The organism is Mucilaginibacter robiniae (assembly GCF_012849215.1).
In the GTDB taxonomy this organism is placed as follows: domain Bacteria; phylum Bacteroidota; class Bacteroidia; order Sphingobacteriales; family Sphingobacteriaceae; genus Mucilaginibacter; species Mucilaginibacter robiniae.
Genome location: NZ_CP051682.1, coordinates 2,837,889 through 2,858,220, shown reverse-complemented (window position 1 = coordinate 2,858,220; position 20,332 = coordinate 2,837,889). Strand labels below are relative to the sequence as shown.

Below are 20,332 nucleotides of genomic sequence, written 5' to 3'. Positions count from 1 at the left end.
TAAATAGCCAAGTAGTAATTTTATGATGTGAGTGAGTTAGATGATAAACCATAGGAAAAGAACTACTACCTAGTACTGGATTGTTTATTTCAATCCAACTTTATTTGCTTACTCTAAATAACTTGTTTCACTCCTAGCATCCATAAAATAACTAATACTTCTTTAAAAAAGAACACAAAAGCGAAGCTATATGCGCATTCTTTTTTAAAGAAAAGATACAATGAATACTTTACAATAAAGCTTTAGTGAACCTATTCTAAAATTTCCCACCAGCTACAATAAACACATTAACTGATAGCCCATCCAGTTTAACCATCTTCTCCTTACCTACCCAAGTGATATTCTGGCTAACAGGTTTAACTTGATCAGGTTGTTCCAAACTATTAAAAACCATTTTATCAGGATTGCTTATCTGTAACCATTGTACCTGTTTACCTAACCGTGACTTACTTTGTATGTTAATGTTAACCATGCGAGGCTGTACAGAAGTATTTACAATTTTAATTACAACCTGCCGGTTAGCCGTATCAATGGTAGCACTGCTATACAGGCTATCATGGCCAGCTAATATCTTATTACCAGCTAATACAGGCACTACCCGGTTCCCTTTGTGCGTAGAAAAAGCCTGTTGTACATAATAGTTGGGGGTAGCTACGGAACGTAGATTGTCAAACCAAATCAGGTCGGGCCGCCATTGCCAGGCATCTACGTGGGCTAGCAAAGGAGCGTAAGAAGACATGTGCACTACATCGGCATTACGCTCCAACCCGGTCATGAAAGCGGCTTCTGATAAAGCTGCCCACCAAGTGTTATGACTTTCGGCACGTGTATCTTTTTGCGTTTCATTCGGGATATGTGCTGCATATTCACCGGCAAACACTTTAGTACCTTTACGATCGTACTCATCATATCGTGAAGCGTTTTTTAGAAACCACTCCGGTGTGCGGTAATAATGCTCATCAATCAAACTGGCTTTTTCAGCTCGCATTGCTTTAGTCAGGTAATCAAAACGTTCACCATCCGGATCTGGTCCTGCACTAGTTACCATTTTCAGGCTAGGATATGCTTTTTTTATAGCAGCGGCAAAAATTTTGTAGCGTTCCAGGTACTGCTCGCCCCATTGCTCATTACCTACTCCAATCATCTTTAAATTAAATGGAGCCGGATGCCCCATAGATGCCCGCAAGCCACCCCATTTAGTATTAGTGCTGCCATTAGCAAACTCGATTAAGTCCAGCGCATCTTGTATGTATGGGTCAATCTGGTTAAGTGATGCCACTTCGGCGCTGTTGTACTGGCAAGCCATGCCGCAGTTCAGGATAGGCAACGGTGAAGCGCCAATATCCTCACACAACTGGAAGTACTCAAAAAAACCCAGCCCAAATGATTGAAAATAATCTGGCGTGGATCGATAGCTAAATTCTGTATTCCATCGGTTCATGATCAGTTGCCGATCGGCTATATCACCTACCGTTTTTTTCCACTGATACCGATTAGCCAGATCACGCCCCTCCACAATGCAACCTCCCGGAAAACGCATAAAGCCCGGATGCAAGTCGGCTAGTTTCTGCACTAAATCAGCACGCAGGCCATTAGTTCGATTTTTCCACGTATTTGCAGGAAACAGCGAAATCATATCTACTTGTACTGTACCCTGCCCTTCAAATGTCACATTCAGTTTAGCTTTAGGTGATGTTTTCAGACAGGTAAGCTGCGTTTTGTATGCTTGCCAATCACCCTGTACCTGACTCAATGTAGCACGGCCAATAGTTTCACCAGTTTCATTAATGGCTTCAATGCTAATTTTTACATCACCATCAACTGCGTGCGCCAACATGGAAAAGTTATAGATTTCACCTTTAACCAACCCCATACCTCGAAAGCCATCATTGGTTAATACGAATGAACCTTTGTTATTTTTAATAGCTATGTTGACATAACGCGGATTGTTGGCATTTACGCTATTACGATTAACAACCAGTAAAGAGGCATCTGCTCCGCCTACCCGGTTTTGCTTCCACCCCATTAATGGTGTAGTAAATTCAAATGAACGGTTTTTTACTAATTCAGCATACAATCCGCCATCTGCCGAAAAGTTAATATCTTCAAAGAAAATACCCCACATAGTAGGCTGTATTCTAGCCTGCGGCTTATCAACTAAAACTGAAATTTTAACAGGTGCCTGAGCAGCACAGAGCAGAGTTTGAGTGATAGCGATAAACGTTATAAGATGCCGCAACCGGTTCTTCTTATTCATATACATGCTTTTTAATTAACTTCTATTTATTATGTTAAGACAACAAGATCAAATATGTAGCTACCTGCAACTTGATAACCATGCTTTCTCATTAAGGCATTAACTTAATGAAATAGGTAAATGATGTAGGCTTTGCTGTAACTGTATATTGTGGCAGAGGTGTTGGCCCGCATGAGTTAGAACCTACGCCTAACGTTTTATAGCTAATCGTCAAAACGGTTGAGGTACTCTGCGGTAAATCTATCCGGTACTCGGTACGTGACATTTGCTCATCACTGTAAGGCAGTGCAGAGATTTGTAATAAGGAGCTATCTGCCATAACCTCCAGTCCGCGCCCAGCATTATCAGCAACTGTTGCCCAACGTACATCTTCATGATTGCCACATTCCATAGGTTTTTCATAGGGAGTTAACTGCTGCGCTACGTCACTGTGATAAACGCCTATATCCGAACCTGTTTTACGGTCAGCATAATTTTCCATGGGGCCTCTACCGAAGTATTTAAATTGCTGATAGTTTTTATTTAAAAACATACGCACACCCATACGTGCAATTACCAAGCTTGTATCGCTTGATTTTACCTGATTGTCAACCTTCACTGTTCCATCTCCCCTTATGGTATAAATAACCTGATGATTAACTGAAAAATTATTTTTACCGGAACCTAACAGGTTAACAGCAACCTGCACTGCTGATGGCGATAACTGTTTAACTGTTACACTTGAGGTTTTCCAATTGAGTTGCTTCAGCCCTACCTGTTCCCAGCCATTATCAGCATATATATCATCCTGCTGGTGCGGTGCCCGCCACAAGTGTAACATTGGGCCACTACTGCTTATCAGGTTGGTACCATTTACCAGTATATGGGAAAAGGTTCCTTGCTGCTTGTCTAGTATCAAACTAAAACCTTTACCGTTTACCGTTAAAGTATGGTTATCTTCCTGATAAGTTACTTTATCCGCCGCCACTATCGGCCATACTACATTTGGTGAATTTACTGGCAATTCTAATTGTTCAGAAGCTACTTCATATCCTTTTTTCGCCCATAATTCATCATGGTTCTGTACAAAGGAAAGTCTTAGATAATAAACTGCGCCCGGAGTGAATGATGATAGTTGATAAGGGATTTGTACTACTCTTTCTGTTTGCGGTAAAATATCATCAATATCAACTTCTCCTGAAGATTCAACTACGCCATTTTTACTGATCGTATAGCTTGCCTTCAATCCATTTAAACTAATGAACTGATACTTATTTCTAATTTTAATGGTACCCTTTTGCAAATCTTCCGGTTTAACATCAATCCATTGAAATACATGCTTCATTTCCGGGAAGTGCGGCTTAGGTGATCTATCTGAAGCGACTACACCTTTATGGATAAAGTAATGATCGTTCGGAAACTCACCGAAACCACCACCGAATGCTAATATAGGATGCTTCGGATTGCGCCTGTTCCATATTCCTTGATCTTGAAATTCCCATATAGCGCCGCCCAAGATGGATGGATACTTATCAAATAAATCACCATACTCTTTCAACGAGCCCATTGAATTAAACATCGCATGAGCAAATTCACATAAATAAAAAGGCTTCGTTAAGGTAGCATCCGTTGCCGTTAACTCCACTGATGATAATAATTTCTTTTTAGGGTCTGACGAGTTGTAGGGCATAATTGGCGAATACATTTTACTATCCAAATCAGCCGGATTATTTGCACCAACGCCAAACCCTTCGTAATGCGTAGGCCGGGTATTATCAATAGCTTTAATGGTGTGAAGTGCAGCCAGAAAGTTAGATCCGCCAGTACCACTTTCGTTACCTAATGACCAAATAATAACCGAGGCATGATTTTTAAAGCTTTGCACATTAGCCACATTACGATCAATAATGGCCGCTTTCATGGTTGGCTCTTCATTAAACCTATTGCGAAGCCCATGACACTCTAAATTAGCTTCAGCAACCAGGTAAATGCCGTATTCATCACACAACTCATACCAACTAGGATCATCAGAATAGTGGCAGGTACGTACATGGTTGCAATTACCTTGCTTAATAATCTGGATATCACGTATCATTTGTTCCTTAGTAATAGCATGCCCCACATCCGGCCAGTTTTCATGACGGTTAACACCTTTAAGTTTAATAGGTACGCCATTAACCATAAATACCCTGCCTTTTATTTCAATTTTGCGAAAACCGGTACGAGATGAAAGAGTCTCTACCACCTTACCATCTTGCTGCAACTGAATAACTGTGGTGTATAGTTTGGGCGTTTCTGCCGTCCATTTTTCCGGGTGGTGCACTTGAAAATTCAAATCAACCGCAACTTCTTCTCCAGTGTGTAATGATTTTACTACAGCTTGGGTGGAGGTGACCAGTTTGTGTCCATCGTACAAAAAGGCGGTTAAGATTTGCGCTTGGCTTTGCTTAACGCTATAATTTTTAATTTTTGCAGATACCTGCTCTACTGCATCATTGTATTGTTTATCCAGATCTGTTTTTATGAAAAAGTCGCGAATGTGTTGCTTAGGGCTACGCCACAAAGTAACATTACGGAATATACCACTCAAACGCCACATATCCTGATCTTCCAGATAACTACCCGAAGTATATTGATACACTTCTACGGCAATCATATTCTTGCCAGGTTTTACATAACTGGTAATATCAAACTCAGCAGCATTACGGCTGTTGATGCTGTAGCCAACCTTATGACCGTTTACCCACAGGAAAAAGCCGGCATCTACACCATCAAACGTGATGAAGATTTCGCCGCCTTGCCAATTAGCCGGAACATCAAAATTGCGCCGATAACTTCCTACCTGATTACGTTCTTTATAGGCTGTATAGTTTGGCGGCGGAGTACTCATTACATGAGGAAAATCCATTTTAAAGGTGTAGCCAATGTTTCGGTAAAATGGTGTTCCATAGCCTTTAATCTGCCAGTTAGATGGTACCTGTATATCTTTCCATTGGCTTACATCGTAATTGGTTTTATAGAAATCAACTGGTCTGTTCTGAGGCCAGGTTACCCAGTTAAACTTCCAGTTACCGTTAAGGCTGCGGTAATAAGTTGAGGCATGGCGGTTAGCTGCTAAAGCCTCCTGTAAGTTACCATAAGGCATTAACGTAGCATGTGCCGGCAGTTTGTTAATCCCTATACATTCCGGATTCTCAATCTCTTTGGGTACCGGAGCTTTGCCTAATGAATCAGCAACAGTTTGCCCAATAACCATATTGGATAATAATACATTACAGAAAAGGTATAGAACTACTATGGGTAAATTTACTTTCATGCGGCGAAATGATTATTGAGTTAACCCTTTAGGTTGATTAGCTGCATTTACACCCCAGCTTTTACTGGGGGTGCTTTGCAGAAATAACTCCAGTTTGCCGCCTTGCATTATATCACTGTAACGAATGTAATTATGGCTAAACGGAGTGCCATTCCAGCGGGCTGATTGAATATATTGTGCTGATGCACTCTTCTTATAACATACAATCTCCAGCTTCTTACCATGAGGCAATGCGATGGTTGTTCGGTTAAAAAGCGGCGAAGTAAGCAGGTACTCGCCTGATACCGGATTTACCGGGTAAAACCCTATGGCTGCAAACACATACCAGGCCGACATTTGCCCGGCATCATCATTTCCACCTAAACCACCAGGCCCACTACTGTACTCCTCGGCAAGTATCTTGTGCACCTGGCGTTGTGTTTTCCAGGGTGATGCGGTATAATTATACATAAATGGAATTTGATGCCCCGGCTCGTTGCCATGCCAATATTCATTTTTATTGAACAAACTATCTAAAGCTTGCTCAAGCTTTGATGTACCGCCCATAAGCCTTGCTAATCCATTTACGTCATGCGGCACATAAAATGTGTACTGACGTGGCGTGCCTTCCGTTATGTAACTGATTTTCTTATCCGGATGGTAAGGCTTTATCCAGCTACCATCAGCATAGCGCCCACGTGCCATTTTAGTTGATGGGTCAAAAACATTCACATAATATTTAGCACGGTTCATCAACGCTTTATAATCATCAGTTTTTTTCAGCGCAACGGCAAACTGAGCTAAGGCATAATCATCATAGGCGTACTCTAAAGTTCGGCTTACCTGCTCTTGTTTATGAAAGGCATCTTTTACGCTATCTTCCAGTGGTATAAAGTGATATTTTAAATAACTATCCAACGCCCTGCGGCCTTTACCCTCCACATAATCATCATGGTTATTGGGTATATCAAAAGCATTTCGCCGTAACACCTGATAGGCCTCGTTAACATCATAATTTCGAATACCTTTTAAATACGCTGAGGCAATAACTGAAGTGGTATGATCGCCTATCATTTCAGAAGTATAACTATTCCAACAGGGGAATATGGGCATCCAGCCTCCTTGCTTTCCTTTCAGTATAAGAGATTGTACCAGATTATTAATTAAAGAGGGATTCAAAATTTCAAACAAGGGTAGCTGTGCCCGGTAGATATCCCACATGGAAAAATCATCATAGTAACTTCCCTGTGGTAATACTGCATTCTGATAATTTGAGGAAAACATTGGGTAAACGCCATCCTCATCGCTATACAATCTGGGGTGTTGCATAGCATGATACAAAGAAGTGTAAAAAATTTGCTTATCCTCTTTTTTATCCGTTTCTACCTTGATTTGCCCCAAAGCTTTTTCCCAAACTGATTTACCTTGTTGAACAGCGGCATCAAAATTAAAATTAAGTAGTTCAGCATTGAGGTTTTTACGTGCACCTGCCAAGCCGGTAAAAGAAGTACCTATCCGGATAGTCAGCTTTTCACCTTTACTTAGTTTCAGGCCAACATAAGCACCAACCCCAGCCTCATTGCGGAGACTATCCAATTTAAATAACTCCTTGTCATTAAAAGTTCCGCTAGTGGAAAAAGCTTTTTCGAATTTAATGATAAAGTATCCGCTAAAACCAGCCTGCTTTCCCCACCCCTGATAAATCCGATGAACAGGATTGTAACCATACACCTCACCTTTTGTTGCGTTGATTCTGATAAACCCTTCTTTATAATCACTATGAGGTCTGATTAGCAGGTAAAGGCTATCGGTTTTATGCATTTCAAACTGCATCATGCCGCATCGGCTCGTAGCTGTTACGGATGCACTCAGATGCGCATCCTTCAAATTTATACGATAGAGATAGGGTGTTGTCAGTTCATCAACATGTTTGAAGGGCACACCATAGCCAGATGTTTTGAGCTTTCCGGCTACGGGCATGATACTGAAGCTTCCATAATCTTGCGTACAAGAACCACTTAACCAATGCGATCCTCGAATACCATAAAAAACAGAATCTTTATAGTAGTAAGGTGCCATACATTTATTTTCCGTGGTTTGGGTTTGCGGTGTCCATTGTGTCATTGCAAACGGAACGGTTACCGCGGGTATGGTGTTAGCGTTAAGTTCCAGTCCGGTACCATGTTTTAAAGCAGCCTTAGTGGTTGCCGCTGCCGTACCAGCCATAGGCTGCACATATTGAACCAAGCTTTGTGCATGCGCATACCCAACCAACAACAAGGCAATACTACACAGAATGTACTTTTTATAGAATGTAGCGTTCATGAAAAAACTGGTTGTATTAAACCGTACGAAACCCATCATCTTCAAGCAGATTGCCTGGCAAAGGCATTATTTATTTAGCATAGTCTCATACAATACATCACCTTTATAGTTTATGGTCTTAACAGCCAACTTTTCAGGAGAAACTGAGAAGTACATAAAACCATTGTCAGACACCTGGTACTTGCTGTAAGCTATACCCGAAGTTACCGAAGTAAGCTCCGAGCCTGCTCCACTAATGAAGTAATTGGTAAAACCATCCGGTTTCAGGTGCTGCAAAGAGTGATCGTGCCCGGCTAGGTAAACATCTACCTTATGTTCTTCAAACATTTTAGTTAATGCTTTGCGTATAGCCAATGTATCATAGTTCTTTGCACGTGGACCTACGGTGTAACAAGGGTGGTGACCCACTACAATTTTCCACTTCACATCAGCTGATGCTTCAGCAAGCGTTTTATTGATCCATGCCAGTTGCTTTTCGGGCTGCTGATCTTTCAAATCGTAAATGATAGGTTGCGTATCTATCATTACCAACAAGGCCTTACCTTTATCAGCACCTAAAGAAAACTCCTTTGTATAATAACGTGCTGGCATATTCCAGCGCCTGCTGATTTTGCTATACCGTATCTGTGCCTCAGGTTCCGAAATGTAGTCATGATTACCTAGCACCGGGTACCAATCCGTTTGTAAAGAATGCGCTGTATAAATACTTTCAAAAGAGAAATGCCATTGTGGATCCAACTCGCTGGCTACCCCTCTCGGATAGATATTATCCCCTACTGAAACAATGAAATTGTTAGGATGCATTTTCCCCCAATCGCCCATCTGCTTGGCTACTTCTAACTGGTGGTACTCACCATTACGCCCCCAATCGCCAATAGCCATAAAGTTGAGCGGATAACCATTATCTAACCCTGCACTGAGAGAAAGATCATCACTTTCCAGATGAGTTACCGGTGAATCAGCTAACGATTCAAGTGGAGCAATTAAGGATGCTCCTAATGCTGTCAGGGTGGTGTTCTTTACAAAATCTCTACGTTTCATAGTTATTTGATCGTGTTTAATATCATGTCGATCCCTAAAGGATTACCTTTTATACGACATATCAATGGAAAGTCGGGATTGTTAAGAATCCATAACTCGGTTGTTTCATTTTGAGCAATTACATGCAACGTATTCCAAGCTTCGCTATTGGATAGATTTGTAGCTGGTAAATGCCTATTCGTATCCAATTGATATACCGTATTATCATAAACGAAATTTTTGTACTGAAGCATATGATTAAATGCCGATTTAGAGATCATGAAAAAAGTTTGATCGGAAGGTAAAACATAAACCCGATTGGCTTCAGGTTGTACAAAGTTCAGCTTATCAGCCTTTAGTAAGGCTTGGTGCAATATCACATAAGTTCCGCTGGTGGTGTTGCGCATTTTCCAATCAAGCACCAAGCTATCTTGCAGGTGTTTTACCTTGAGTTCAAACGCAACCTGCTGCCCATGCAGATAAAGCGTATAATTTAAGGTACTGCCCTTTTGTATCACCAACTGGCCTTTTTGTGCGTGAGCAGCAAAAGCGATGAATAACAGGAGCAATTTTAAGATAAACTTTCTCATTCATCAATTTTTAACGGGAGGTAAAACTTGCGTTCCCCAAGCTGATGGTTTATCCGCCATTTCAAAACTAAGATCACCTCCTTTTATTATATCAGCATGTTCAATCCAAGCCTGATTCAGAGCTTTGCCATTAAGCTTTGCTGATTGGATGTAAATGTTTTTTGCAGAAAGATGATGAGCAGTTATCTTGAAATTAGTCCCATTTTCCTGGTGCAAAGTAACCTGCTTGAGCATAGGTGAGTTAAGCAGGTAATAGGACTGACCCGCATTAGGATAAAAGCCCATCATTTGAAAGGCCAGCCATGATGACATAGCTCCTGAATCATCATTACCAGGCAATCCTGTTGCCGTGGTATTAAAGTTATCTAATACAATTTGCCTGATACGACGGCTACTTAAACCAGGCCGACCAATCCAGTGGTATAAACAGGGTGTGAGGAATGAAGGTTCGTTATCCACATTGTAAAACCTATTTTCAAACAAGGTATCCAGCCGTTGTTTAAACGCTTCCTTCCCGCCTGATTTTTCAATAAGTACAGGAACCTGATGCGGGATGCTCAATGAATACTCCCAAGAAGTTGCTTCATAAAAAAAGCCACACCAATGGCAAACATACCAAGGATATTCACGGCTTAAGGGCGTGTACTTGAAGGTTGGGTGCTGGTTATTGGCGGTGCCGTAAGGTATATCATCCAACCACTTTCCAGCCGAATCTTTCGGCATGATAAAGCCAGTAGCACCATGATCTTTATAATCATTGCGCCACAGGTTTTGCCAGTTATCTGCTTGTTTGATAAACCTGTTGTACACTTTAGTACGGTTTAGCCCTTTGGCCACCATAGCAATGCAATAATCTTCATAAGCGTAATCAGTTGTGCGGTTGCCCGCCCTTGGTATATGATAAGGAACATAGCCTAAGTGGTTATACTCTACTAATCCTCCTCGTCCTTCTTTCTCTTCAATTCCACCTGGGGGTACAGTTGCATCTTTAAGCATAGCTTCCAGTGCTAAATTATAATCAATGCCTGGTAAGCCTTTAGCATAAGCATCGGCTATAAGCACCTCGGCATTGGAGCCACCTTGTGTACGGCCATTATAGTTACCGCTTCGGGCATCAGGCATGTACCCATCATGCTGGTAAATGTTTAACAAGGCATTAACAATATTAATCTGACGTTTAGGAGATATCAGAGTAATAAGCGGGTTTGATGATCGGAAGGTATCCCAAATAGCATAAAAATCATCGTAATAAGGCGCATTACCATTCCACAAAGGGTTTTCGCCTGTCCGGTTAACCGGCATCAGCATGGTATGATAAAGACTGGTATAAAACATCTTTTTCTGCTCGATGGTTGCATCAGCGTTGATTTCAATACGGCTCAGCATTTCATCCCATTTATTTTCCACTTGTGCGCGTACGTTCTCAAAATTCCAGTGCGGAATTTCCTGAGCTATGTTTTCTTTAGCCTTGCCTGAACTGATAAATGATATACCGACTTTGACTTTCAAGGTATCAGAACTTCCATTTTTGAAACCCAGCAAAACACCTGTTTTTTCACCCGAATCAAACTGCTGCGACACGCCGGGGTAAAGCTTTTTATTTTTCCAGGAAGTCAGGTGATCTATAGGTGCATCAAACATGGCATCAAAATAAACCGTGTAAGCGGCACCGTTATTCCACCCCCCTCTAATACGACTATAGCCACGCACTTCGGTAGCAGATACAACTTCAATTTCAGAACCTACAAATTGTTGTGCTTCACGCGCATCAGGTATGGGTTGTTCACCCAAAAAGAACCCGGCATCAATAGCCAATGCTTTTGCAGCTTGTTTAGGAAAGGTAAAGCGATAAATTGCAGCTTTTTCGGCAGTGGTAATTTCCGTTTTAATTTGATGCTTTTTCAGCAACACACTATAGTATCCCAAAGCCATTTTTTCGTTTTGGCGCATTGACGAGTGGTCTATGCTATCCAGCTTGTCGCTAAAAGGCATTATCAGGATATTACCGTACTTAGGGCCACCACCTGTACCACTTACATGTACCTGCCCAAACCCAGTTATGGGAGCCGGCTCCGGCAACCAGCCACTATTGGATTTAACCGTACAATCAGGACTAGGTTTAATCATACCGAACGGACAAGACGGGCCAATAAAAACGCGCCCCTGACCTTCTGACCCTATACGTGGATCCACATATTTATGCGGTTTTACTTGCGCCAAAAGCTGTATAGGTGTTGTTAGTAGTATGAGTAACAAACACTTACTTAACCTACTAAGTAAATACTCCCAACTTGAGGCATAGCGTATTATTGTAAACCTGTGCATTCAGTTAAACCTAATAAAGCTATCAACTTAAATTTTTAGAAAAATTTTGTGCCGGTATAAAAAGTACAACAACATAAATTGTACAACAGTAACAGCAACAGCCTTACATACAGCCATCCAACCGGAGGATACAAATTGTATTAAGCCACCAAAAAGGTAATCTGCTATGTGTCCAAAATCAATCAACCCCTCAGAAGCCATATAAATTAGTATAGAATTAGCACCGATAATCACAAAAGGGAATGCCCATTTACGATAGCCAGCTACATCAATAATCAAATAAAATATGGCCAAAAACACCAAACTAAAACCGCCTACATATAGCACAAAAGAGCTGGTCCATAATCGCTTGTTGATGGGGAAGCTCAGATTCCATAAAGTGCCTAAAGCAATTAACAAAATGCCAGCCAGAAGCAGATATCCACCTTTCTTAAGCATAGACCAGTTAACTGAATCATATTTTAAAAATTGACCAGCGAACATACCAAGCAGTGCTGTGCCAATAGCCGGTATGGTGGATAATATTCCTTCAGGATCGTGTACTTCATCATGTAGCCTGCCTGGTAACAAGAGTCGGTCGATGTAGGATTCCAAGCTACCATCCATAGTTAAAACACCTGCCCCATAACCCGGAACAGGGATCAGCATCATAGCTGCCCAATACCCTAACAAAAGTACTGCAAACCACACGACCTGCCCTTTAACAGAGTTGTTCAAATAAATTAATCCGGCAAAAAACCAAGCTAAGCCAATGCGCCCCAATACACTTGCAAACCGGGTATGTTCGTATCCATTAAATTTAAGCAGTCCATTAACTACCATCCCCAGCAATACAAGCGTCAATGCACGCCTAAGCATATTCCTATAAATCTGCCTCTTAATTAATTTAGGTAGTTGAGAAGCGTTGCTCACGCCCAGCTGTGTTATTCTAGATTGCATAGAGTACGGCATGGCCGCCCCCGCAATGAACAGGAATAACGGAAATATCATATCATAAAAAGTAATACCGTTCCATTCTGTATGATGCAGCTGTCCTGACATCCATACCACAAGCGGCCAGTTAGTGGCTTTGGCTAAAGTATGCACAACCGTTTCGCCGCTCATAATCCAGAACATATCAAACCCTCGTAAGGCATCTAGTGATAGTAAGCGTTTGGGCTTTACCGTATCATTCACATTCATAAACTAGCCGTAATTAGTTCGTGATACTTTTTATGCAACTCCAATACAACCGCCACTGAATTACCTGTAGTATGTACCGGATACGGTTTATTGGTGTTAACCCACTCCCATTCCCATTCACTTATGGTTTTATCAAAGACCCTTACATCTACTGCTTCGTTTTGCGCCATTGATTTGGCGGTGAGGTCAAAAAACTTTTGCCATCGCACTTTATAAAAGTCATTCAACAATCCGCTCCACTGACGGCATGAATATTCATGTAACGGACTATTTTTATTCCCCCAAAGTGTAATCAGGTTGCGAGCATTGCGCTCATACAACGCTTTTTCGGCGGTAGTACTTCCGCAACTACGGGCATCTGCAATCCAAGTACCTAATAGGAAGTCTCGGCGGGTAGCCAACAGCCTGTCCATATCGGTAATCAACTGCAAGTATTCATTGCTATACTGTTTAAAATTCGCTTGATTTTTATCCTGGTAGGCCTGCACCCATTTACGTTGCAATGGTGCTGCATAGTTAGCTAGTATCTGCCGCGTAACATCCACCAAATCATAATTAAAACCGTCACTTTTCTGGCAAGTAGGTATGGCTTTAATCATTTCGTCCCAAGCTGGCAACAGCTCCCGGCGCGGATAATTCAAGTGTGTTTTAGTCCAAATGGTTGCAGTATCAAATGTTGGCCTACCTGTTATTATAGATTCAGCGCCATCCCGTATTTCCTTCCCGTTATAAGCTGTAGTTTTAAGTATTTGCCAGACATTTACCGCATGTGGGTTGAGGCTACCGTAACGATTCAAGATATAATCATTAAGCCAGCTATCAATCTGCACAGGTGAACGCTGCCAGGTATTTTGCATCATGAGTTCATACAATACCGGGTTTTGTTCAATAGCTTCCATAGTTAAGCCAATACCCTGCATCTTTCCAGATGCCGGATCATTTAATGCCGTGGCAGGGCCATTAGCCACGCCTTCCATACGACCGAACATAGATATATTACCACCAAAATTGTGCAACATGTTCCATATCCAGGGTTTACCGTAATAAGCTTCTGTACGTTTCCAAACAGGCTCAATCTCGGTGGCTAAATCAAGCAATAGCATGTGGTTATCAGGCACAGCTTGCAATAAAGCCTTAATTTGCGGAGTTTTCCAGAACTTGCGGTCGCTGTAAAACAGCCAGCCCTGCATTACCCAAACAGCCTGCGGATCTGACTTGCTCATAGCTTGGTAAACGCGCGAGCTTAAAGCCGACAGGTAAGCCGGATCATCGGTAGGTGGCTCATTTTCATTGAAAGTATCGGCCGAGTATAAGTGATTAGTTCCATAAAGCCGGGTTTGCACTTTTAAAAACCTGCTTCCTATTTCTTCAAACATCGGGTCTTCAGTATCCAGAATATAGGTATCCTCAAACCCATTGCCCCAGTTTGTTTTTTTAAGTTTTGATTTCGGAAAACGGGTATGAAAAGCTGCAGGTACATGCCCGGTAAATGATTGCAGAACCGGCTTCATGCCCAATGCTCTTTCTCGCTGTAAAATTTTCTGTTGCAAGTCGCGGTGGCTCGTCATCCAGCTTAGCGGAAGTGGTCCACCCCATCCATCCAGGTTACCCATCCAAAACCAGGAAAAGTAAGCCGGGCCACAAAAGAAGCTGCTTAAATCACGGTCAGAAAAGCCTAAGCTTTTGTATACTTCGTACCAAGTATATTCCTGACCGGTAAGCGCCAATGGCATATTAATGCCGTGCAAGGCCATCCAATCTATTTCTTTTTCCCATCGTTTCCAGTTCCACCAACTCATACTGTAATTGTAGGTACAGTAATTCAGGTAGTACCGGTAATTGTAGGGGGTATTTTTAACCACTTTGTGTGGTACAACCGGAGCAATTCTAGGCAATTTCAAATTGGTACCATTCCAGGTTATTTGGCAATGGCAGAAGTGAGTAAGATAATAGTACAAAGCCGAGGCAATGGCCACGCCATTATTGCCTCTTAATACAACCTTGCCCCCTTTGCTTTCAATTTCAAAACAATCTTTACTAGTTTTTGAATTTAGTTTTTGTGGGATAAACCAACCTGCCTTTTCCGGAACAACCCTTTTAACCAGTGCATAAGAAGCCTGTTCTAAATTCTGGGCTGATGCCACCAGGGTAGCCATGCACAACACAAAAGCAAACAGTAACTTGTATATTCTCATTGATATAAAGGATAAATTGGGGGAAGAAGAACTAGTGCTGATTCTATTTATTTGATGAGTATGCTTTGATCTTTAAAGCCCGCCACATCAACATTTTTAATAGCTTTGGTAGTTGATTGATGAATAATGATAGCCGGATTAACTTGCGCTTTATTAATACTTAATTCATTAATGTTGATGCCTTTTACATCATCAAATATGCAAGCTGTACGCAAATCATTTTTCAGGTAGCTAAGCTTTACGTTTTTAAGGGTGATACCATCCGCATGTCTTGCAAAAAAGCCCCAGGCAGGTAACTCACCAAACATAGAAAACTCAGGATAATCACTTACTACTTCCGGGATGCTCTTTAAACTATCTGTATTAAACTTGGCATAATCCTTTTTAGTAGTACCCTCATAAGCAATTTCAATATCTTCCAAAGTCACGTCTTCTACATTATGCTCAGGTATCCCCACGATGGAAGACGGGAATACATGATGCTTACTCCTTACTATAGGCCCTTCCATATGATAACCAGCATCAGGTTTACCTGCTGGTACCTGTACTTTAACCTGACCTATATAAACTCTACGTAGTTTACCCGGTGCAGCTTTTTGATTACGCTGCCCTAACCGAATAAAAATAGCATTACCTGTATTTTTTGCATTTACATTGCGGATATCTATATCTTCCACTAACGCGCCATCAACAGTTTCAATAGCTATAGCCGACCGATAAGTATCATAGATATCTAAGTTACGAACCTTAATCTTTTTAAAGCCACCAAAAGAAGCTGTTCCCATTTTGAATGCACTGGCGCTTGACCGGATACGGCAATTAGCTATTTCAATGTTTTCACATGCCCCGTTCGGGTCAGAAGATTTTAAACAAACCCCGTCATCAGCCACATTAAAAAAGCTGTTAGTCAGTTTCACATTTTTACAATCAACCAAATCGATTCCATCATTGTTCAGGAAGGTATTACTCTCTACCTTGATGTTATCTACCACCATGTCTTTACAACTTCTGTAATCCTGTATCCAGCATAAACCATTCTTTATGGTTATATTTGTTATAGTAACATCCTGGCAATTTTTAAAATCCATTAAATGTGGCCGGTTATCTTCAGCCGGGCGCATTTGGTGCCACGGGTTGTAGGTTTGCCACTCATTGTCTTTTAATGTACCGGCACGCAGCATTCGGTATATATCTTTTAACAAGAGCTCACCCCTACCGTCAATAATGCCATCACCTGTAATAGCTACGTGCTGTAAATCAGTAGCTACAATTAATGCGGATGCCTTTTGTGGTCCATAATCAATCCGATTGATAGTTGCCAGCAAAGCAGCCCCTTTTTCAAAATGCAAATCGATGTTAGATTTAAGATGAATAACACCCGTTACAAAGTTTCCGGCTGGTATTAACACTGTTCCGCCTCCATTCTCAAAAGCTACGTCAATAGTTTTTTGGATAGCTTTTGTATTATCAGTTTTGCCGTTAGGATTGGCTCCGTATTGAGTGATTGTATATGTTTTATTTTGAGCATATGTTGTATTAGCAACTAAAGCCAACAACGATACCATCAATCCAATATGCTTTTTATATGAATGTTTACGCATGTGAATAGTATTGATTTTCTCCATCGATAAAAGTTATAATTTTTAAATACACCATTGCTTTTTGTAATGGATTTGGTTTACCAGTAAACTGTATAAAGTGCCGTTAATATGCCCATTATAATAACTGCCATAATTAAAAAGGCTGGAGTTACCTTAAAATCATGACGTTGAGGTAAAATAATTGAAGATTTGTACTGCACCGGTTTAGCTAAGCTTATTATCACCATTAATACAACTACCAGAATAAAGGTAATCGTCATGCGATCCAGGAAAGGGTAATCCGGAAAGTAGCCATTCGTCCAATAAGGTAAAAACTTTAGTGTGGCAGATATTGGAATGGTGAGTATAGCGGCAGTCATGGCGGCTGCGGTTGTTGTACGCTTCCAGAAAAGCCCAAGCATAAATATTGCTAAAACACCAGGCGAGAAAAAGCCGACGTATTCTTGAATAAATTGATAAACCTGGTCAAGAGATTGCAAAGCCGGTGTGACCAACGCAGCAATAAACATGCATAGAATTACGGCCCAGCGCCCGGTTACTACCAACTTCTTTTCGGAAGCTGATTTATTAAAGTATTTCTGGTAAATATCCAGCGAAAATATAGTAGATATACTATTCGCTTTTCCGGCCAAGGAAGCAACGATGGCTGCTGTAAGTGCAGCAAAGGCCACACCTTTTAAGCCCGCGGGCAATAAATTCATTAAAGTGGGATAAGCCTGATCGGGTTTAACAACGCCTGTACTACCCAGCATTTCATGCTGAAACAAACCTTTATTATGCAGTACATACATAATTATACCGGGTAACACGGCAATAACAGGTACTAATAACTTTAAAAAAGCGGCAAATAAAATACCGGTACGAGCAGTTTTTAAATTAGCGCCCAACGCACGCTGAACAATATATTGATTACACCCCCAATAAGCCAGGTTGTTCACCAACATACCACCAATGATAACTGATGTACCGGGTAATTCCATATAGTGAGGACTGGATTTATCAAAAATCATGTGAAGATGATCTGAAGCTTGGCTACGTAGTACACCAAAACTTTTCATAATGTCACTGCCGAAGCCGTACTCACGAGCAAGGAGTGACAGTGCCAGGTAAGTAGTTATTAAACCGCCAGCTATGAGTACCAGCACCTGAATAACATCAGTATAGCCAATTACCTTCATGCCGCCCAACGTTACAACTATCGCGAACAGGCTTAATGCAAAAACACAAAAATTGAATGACAAACCAGAAATGGCAGAAACAGCCAGTGCACCCAAATAGATGATAGAAGTTAGATTAACAAACACATATACCAGTAACCAAAAAACTGCCATTATTGTACTTACCTGATCATTATACCTGCGGGCTAAAAATTGAGGCATGGTATAAATATGGTTTTTCAAATACAATGGAATAATAAACCAAGCCACTAAAATAAGTGTAGCTGCAGACATCCATTCGTAGCTGGATATAGCCAACCCCATGGCAAAACCCGAACCTGACATGCCAATAAAATGCTCGGCAGAGATGTTTGATGCAATAAGAGATGCACCTATAGCCCACCAGGTAAGAGAGCCTTCAGCCAGAAAAAAATCTTGCGGGTTATCAGACTTTTTCTTTTTCCGGTATATATAATATCCGTAGGTAGATACTATGAGAAAGTAAATAAAAAATACAATAACATCGGCTGTTTGCAAATGATTTTTGCTCATAATTAGGGTGTAGTTTGATATACTGCAATTAACACCTTAATTATACAGTATTTAATACCAATACAACAATGCTCTGTTGCGAATTAGCTAACGTCAAATAACAAAGTTTGAAATCAATTAACTCCGCTAATTGAGTTAACAGAGTTAATTGATTATCAGGAAAAATTAATATCCCGGATTTTGCACCAGTTTTGAATTGGTTTGGAAAGCCACAGTAGGTATCGGGAAAAGGCGACGATAAGTATCAGCGTTGGTTTTGCCTAAACCCCAGCTGTTTTCATATTTGCCAAATCGTATCATATCATTACGGTGCCAAGCCTCCCAAGCAAACTCTTTGCAACGTTCACTATAAATGCCGTCCAAGCTGATGCTGGTTAAAGCTGCAGATGTTGTACGGTTTGATTTGATTTGGTTCACTAAAGACAAGGCAGTTGCACCAGACGTAGGCGCACCACCACGTAAAATAGCTTCCGCTTTCATCAGGATAATATCAGAATAGCGGAACAAGGGCACATCATTATTTTGATTACGATTGATGGTGTTGGTATAATCCGGATAGAATTTAATATTACGGTAACCGGTGTTCCAGGCAATTTCATCATTACCCAAATCAAAATCAGAATTTGTCCCCGAACGAACTTTTGACCCAAGTGGGGTTAAATTCAATGCATAAACGTAAGAACCAGCAGCGTTAGATCCGGTATAAAACTGATCATAACCTTTATTCGTGGTGCTTACCATGAGCGGTTTACCATCTTGCCAATATTGTGCACCGGTTAACCATTGCTTGTTACGAACGTCATTCGGATCATCAAAATTAGCATAATATTCATTCGTGGTCATACGAGGTCCGCTTGGCATACTGTTAACCAAACCATTACCTGTATTTTGATTCATAATCGGATCAGTATACGAACCTGGGTTAGAACCTGCATATAAGTATCTGATGCCTTGGTTCCGGTTCAAATCATAACGGGCATAATACATATTACCGCTCGTAGTAGTTGCATCAAAAGGTATGGCGAAGATGAATTCTTTAGCACTTGGCCCATTAGTTGGATAAAACATTTGCAGGTAGCTTGACATAGGTTCTATACTATACAGCCCTGAACTGATAATCTGATCACAAGCAGCAATACAATCATCATAACGACCTGTACCAGTATATACAGCGGCATTCAGGTACATTTTAGCTAAGATTGAATAAGCCAAATATTTAGTAGGTAGCCCATAAGTACTTGTCCCCACTGTTGTTTTCAAGTACGGAATAGAAGTTTTAAGCTCGCTCTCTATATAATTGAATACCTGACTACGAGATGCATTAGCTTTTGTTTGAATACTACCATACAAAGTATCTAACGGCACACTTCCGTAATTATCCATCATCATGAAATAGGCCAGTGCCCGCATAGTTTTTAATTCTGCCATGCCTTGAGTTTTGGCAGTACCTGCCGGGGCTGACTGCAGTACGTAGATGGTTTGGTTGGCTGTACCAATTATGTTTGATAAGTAAGTCCAGGTTGAATTTATCCAGGCATTATCCTTAGTCCAGGTATGGCGGTGTAATTCTTGATATTTATATCCATCCAGCCAGTTTGACCCAAAAGTAGGTAATACGGATTCATCAGTTGAGGCACTTTGCGTAAAAAAGTAGCTTAACGCATAGTCGCCCCTTAAAGCAATGTATATCGGGCCCGATGCAGATGTATATTGAGCAGCAGTTGTTGGGTATTGATCAGCCAACAACTCTGAAGTAGGCTGCAGGTCAAGTTTATGACAGGATGATAGAATCGTTACTGCGCTGAGTAAGGAAACTATTCCAAATATTATTCTTTTCATAACGTTTAATTCTTT

11 protein-coding genes are annotated in these 20,332 nt (G+C 41.0%); all 11 read right to left on the bottom strand.

Going from position 1 to position 20,332, the window contains the following annotated elements; genetic code table 11:
* Positions 1-256 precede the first annotated feature (256 nt).
* Positions 257-2,257 carry an alpha-L-arabinofuranosidase C-terminal domain-containing protein gene (locus HH214_RS12695; RefSeq protein WP_169608199.1) on the bottom strand — a complete coding sequence of 667 codons (2,001 nt, stop codon included), beginning with the start codon at positions 2,255-2,257 and terminating at the stop codon, positions 257-259.
* A gap of 91 nt (positions 2,258-2,348) precedes the next feature.
* A complete protein-coding gene (locus HH214_RS12690) occupies positions 2,349-5,552 on the bottom strand; it encodes a glycoside hydrolase family 2 TIM barrel-domain containing protein (RefSeq protein ID WP_211166220.1) in 3,204 nt (1,067 codons plus the stop codon).
* Positions 5,553-5,564: 12 nt separating this feature from the next.
* Positions 5,565-7,856: a GH92 family glycosyl hydrolase gene (locus tag HH214_RS12685; protein ID WP_169608197.1), complete on the bottom strand. Its 2,292-nt coding sequence runs from the start codon at positions 7,854-7,856 to the stop codon at positions 5,565-5,567.
* Between the two features lie 66 nt (positions 7,857-7,922).
* Complete coding sequence (locus tag HH214_RS12680) at positions 7,923-8,897, bottom strand: purple acid phosphatase family protein (protein WP_169608195.1); 975 nt, start codon at positions 8,895-8,897, stop codon at positions 7,923-7,925.
* 2 nt (positions 8,898-8,899) lie between these two features.
* Complete coding sequence (locus HH214_RS12675) at positions 8,900-9,466, bottom strand: hypothetical protein (RefSeq protein ID WP_169608193.1); 567 nt, start codon at positions 9,464-9,466, stop codon at positions 8,900-8,902.
* A gap of 3 nt (positions 9,467-9,469) precedes the next feature.
* Entirely contained in the window at positions 9,470-11,722 is a 2,253-nt protein-coding gene (locus HH214_RS12670; RefSeq protein ID WP_390622361.1) for a GH92 family glycosyl hydrolase, read from the bottom strand.
* 96 nt (positions 11,723-11,818) lie between these two features.
* Entirely contained in the window at positions 11,819-12,973 is a 1,155-nt protein-coding gene (locus tag HH214_RS12665; protein ID WP_169608189.1) for an acyltransferase family protein, read from the bottom strand.
* On the bottom strand, positions 12,970-15,168 hold the full coding sequence (locus HH214_RS12660) for an alpha-N-acetylglucosaminidase (RefSeq protein WP_169608188.1): 2,199 nt from the start codon (positions 15,166-15,168) through the stop codon (positions 12,970-12,972). Before HH214_RS12660 ends, HH214_RS12665 begins: the two co-directional genes overlap by 4 nt.
* 47 nt (positions 15,169-15,215) lie before the next feature.
* A complete protein-coding gene (locus tag HH214_RS12655; RefSeq protein ID WP_169608186.1) occupies positions 15,216-16,769 on the bottom strand; it encodes a glycoside hydrolase family 28 protein in 1,554 nt (517 codons plus the stop codon).
* Between the two features lie 77 nt (positions 16,770-16,846).
* Positions 16,847-18,478, bottom strand: coding sequence for a sodium:solute symporter family transporter (locus HH214_RS12650; protein ID WP_169608184.1), 1,632 nt, complete (start codon positions 18,476-18,478; stop codon positions 16,847-16,849).
* Positions 18,479-18,643: 165 nt separating this feature from the next.
* Positions 18,644-20,317: a RagB/SusD family nutrient uptake outer membrane protein gene (locus HH214_RS12645; RefSeq protein ID WP_169608182.1), complete on the bottom strand. Its 1,674-nt coding sequence runs from the start codon at positions 20,315-20,317 to the stop codon at positions 18,644-18,646.
* Positions 20,318-20,332 lie beyond the last annotated feature (15 nt).

Bases quoted from the DNA above. Each gene is read 5' to 3' on its own strand.
- HH214_RS12660 (WP_169608188.1), bottom strand. From the start codon at position 15,168: ATGAGAATATACAAGTTACTGTTTGCTTTTGTGTTGTGCATGGCTACC.
- HH214_RS12675 (WP_169608193.1), bottom strand. From the start codon at position 9,466: ATGAGAAAGTTTATCTTAAAATTGCTCCTGTTATTCATCGCTTTTGCT.
- HH214_RS12690 (WP_211166220.1), bottom strand. From the start codon at position 5,552: ATGAAAGTAAATTTACCCATAGTAGTTCTATACCTTTTCTGTAATGTA.
- HH214_RS12685 (WP_169608197.1), bottom strand. From the start codon at position 7,856: ATGAACGCTACATTCTATAAAAAGTACATTCTGTGTAGTATTGCCTTG.
- HH214_RS12680 (WP_169608195.1), bottom strand. From the start codon at position 8,897: ATGAAACGTAGAGATTTTGTAAAGAACACCACCCTGACAGCATTAGGA.
- HH214_RS12645 (WP_169608182.1), bottom strand. From the start codon at position 20,317: ATGAAAAGAATAATATTTGGAATAGTTTCCTTACTCAGCGCAGTAACG.
- HH214_RS12665 (WP_169608189.1), bottom strand. From the start codon at position 12,973: ATGAATGTGAATGATACGGTAAAGCCCAAACGCTTACTATCACTAGAT.
- HH214_RS12655 (WP_169608186.1), bottom strand. From the start codon at position 16,769: ATGCGTAAACATTCATATAAAAAGCATATTGGATTGATGGTATCGTTG.
- HH214_RS12650 (WP_169608184.1), bottom strand. From the start codon at position 18,478: ATGAGCAAAAATCATTTGCAAACAGCCGATGTTATTGTATTTTTTATT.
- HH214_RS12695 (WP_169608199.1), bottom strand. From the start codon at position 2,257: ATGAATAAGAAGAACCGGTTGCGGCATCTTATAACGTTTATCGCTATC.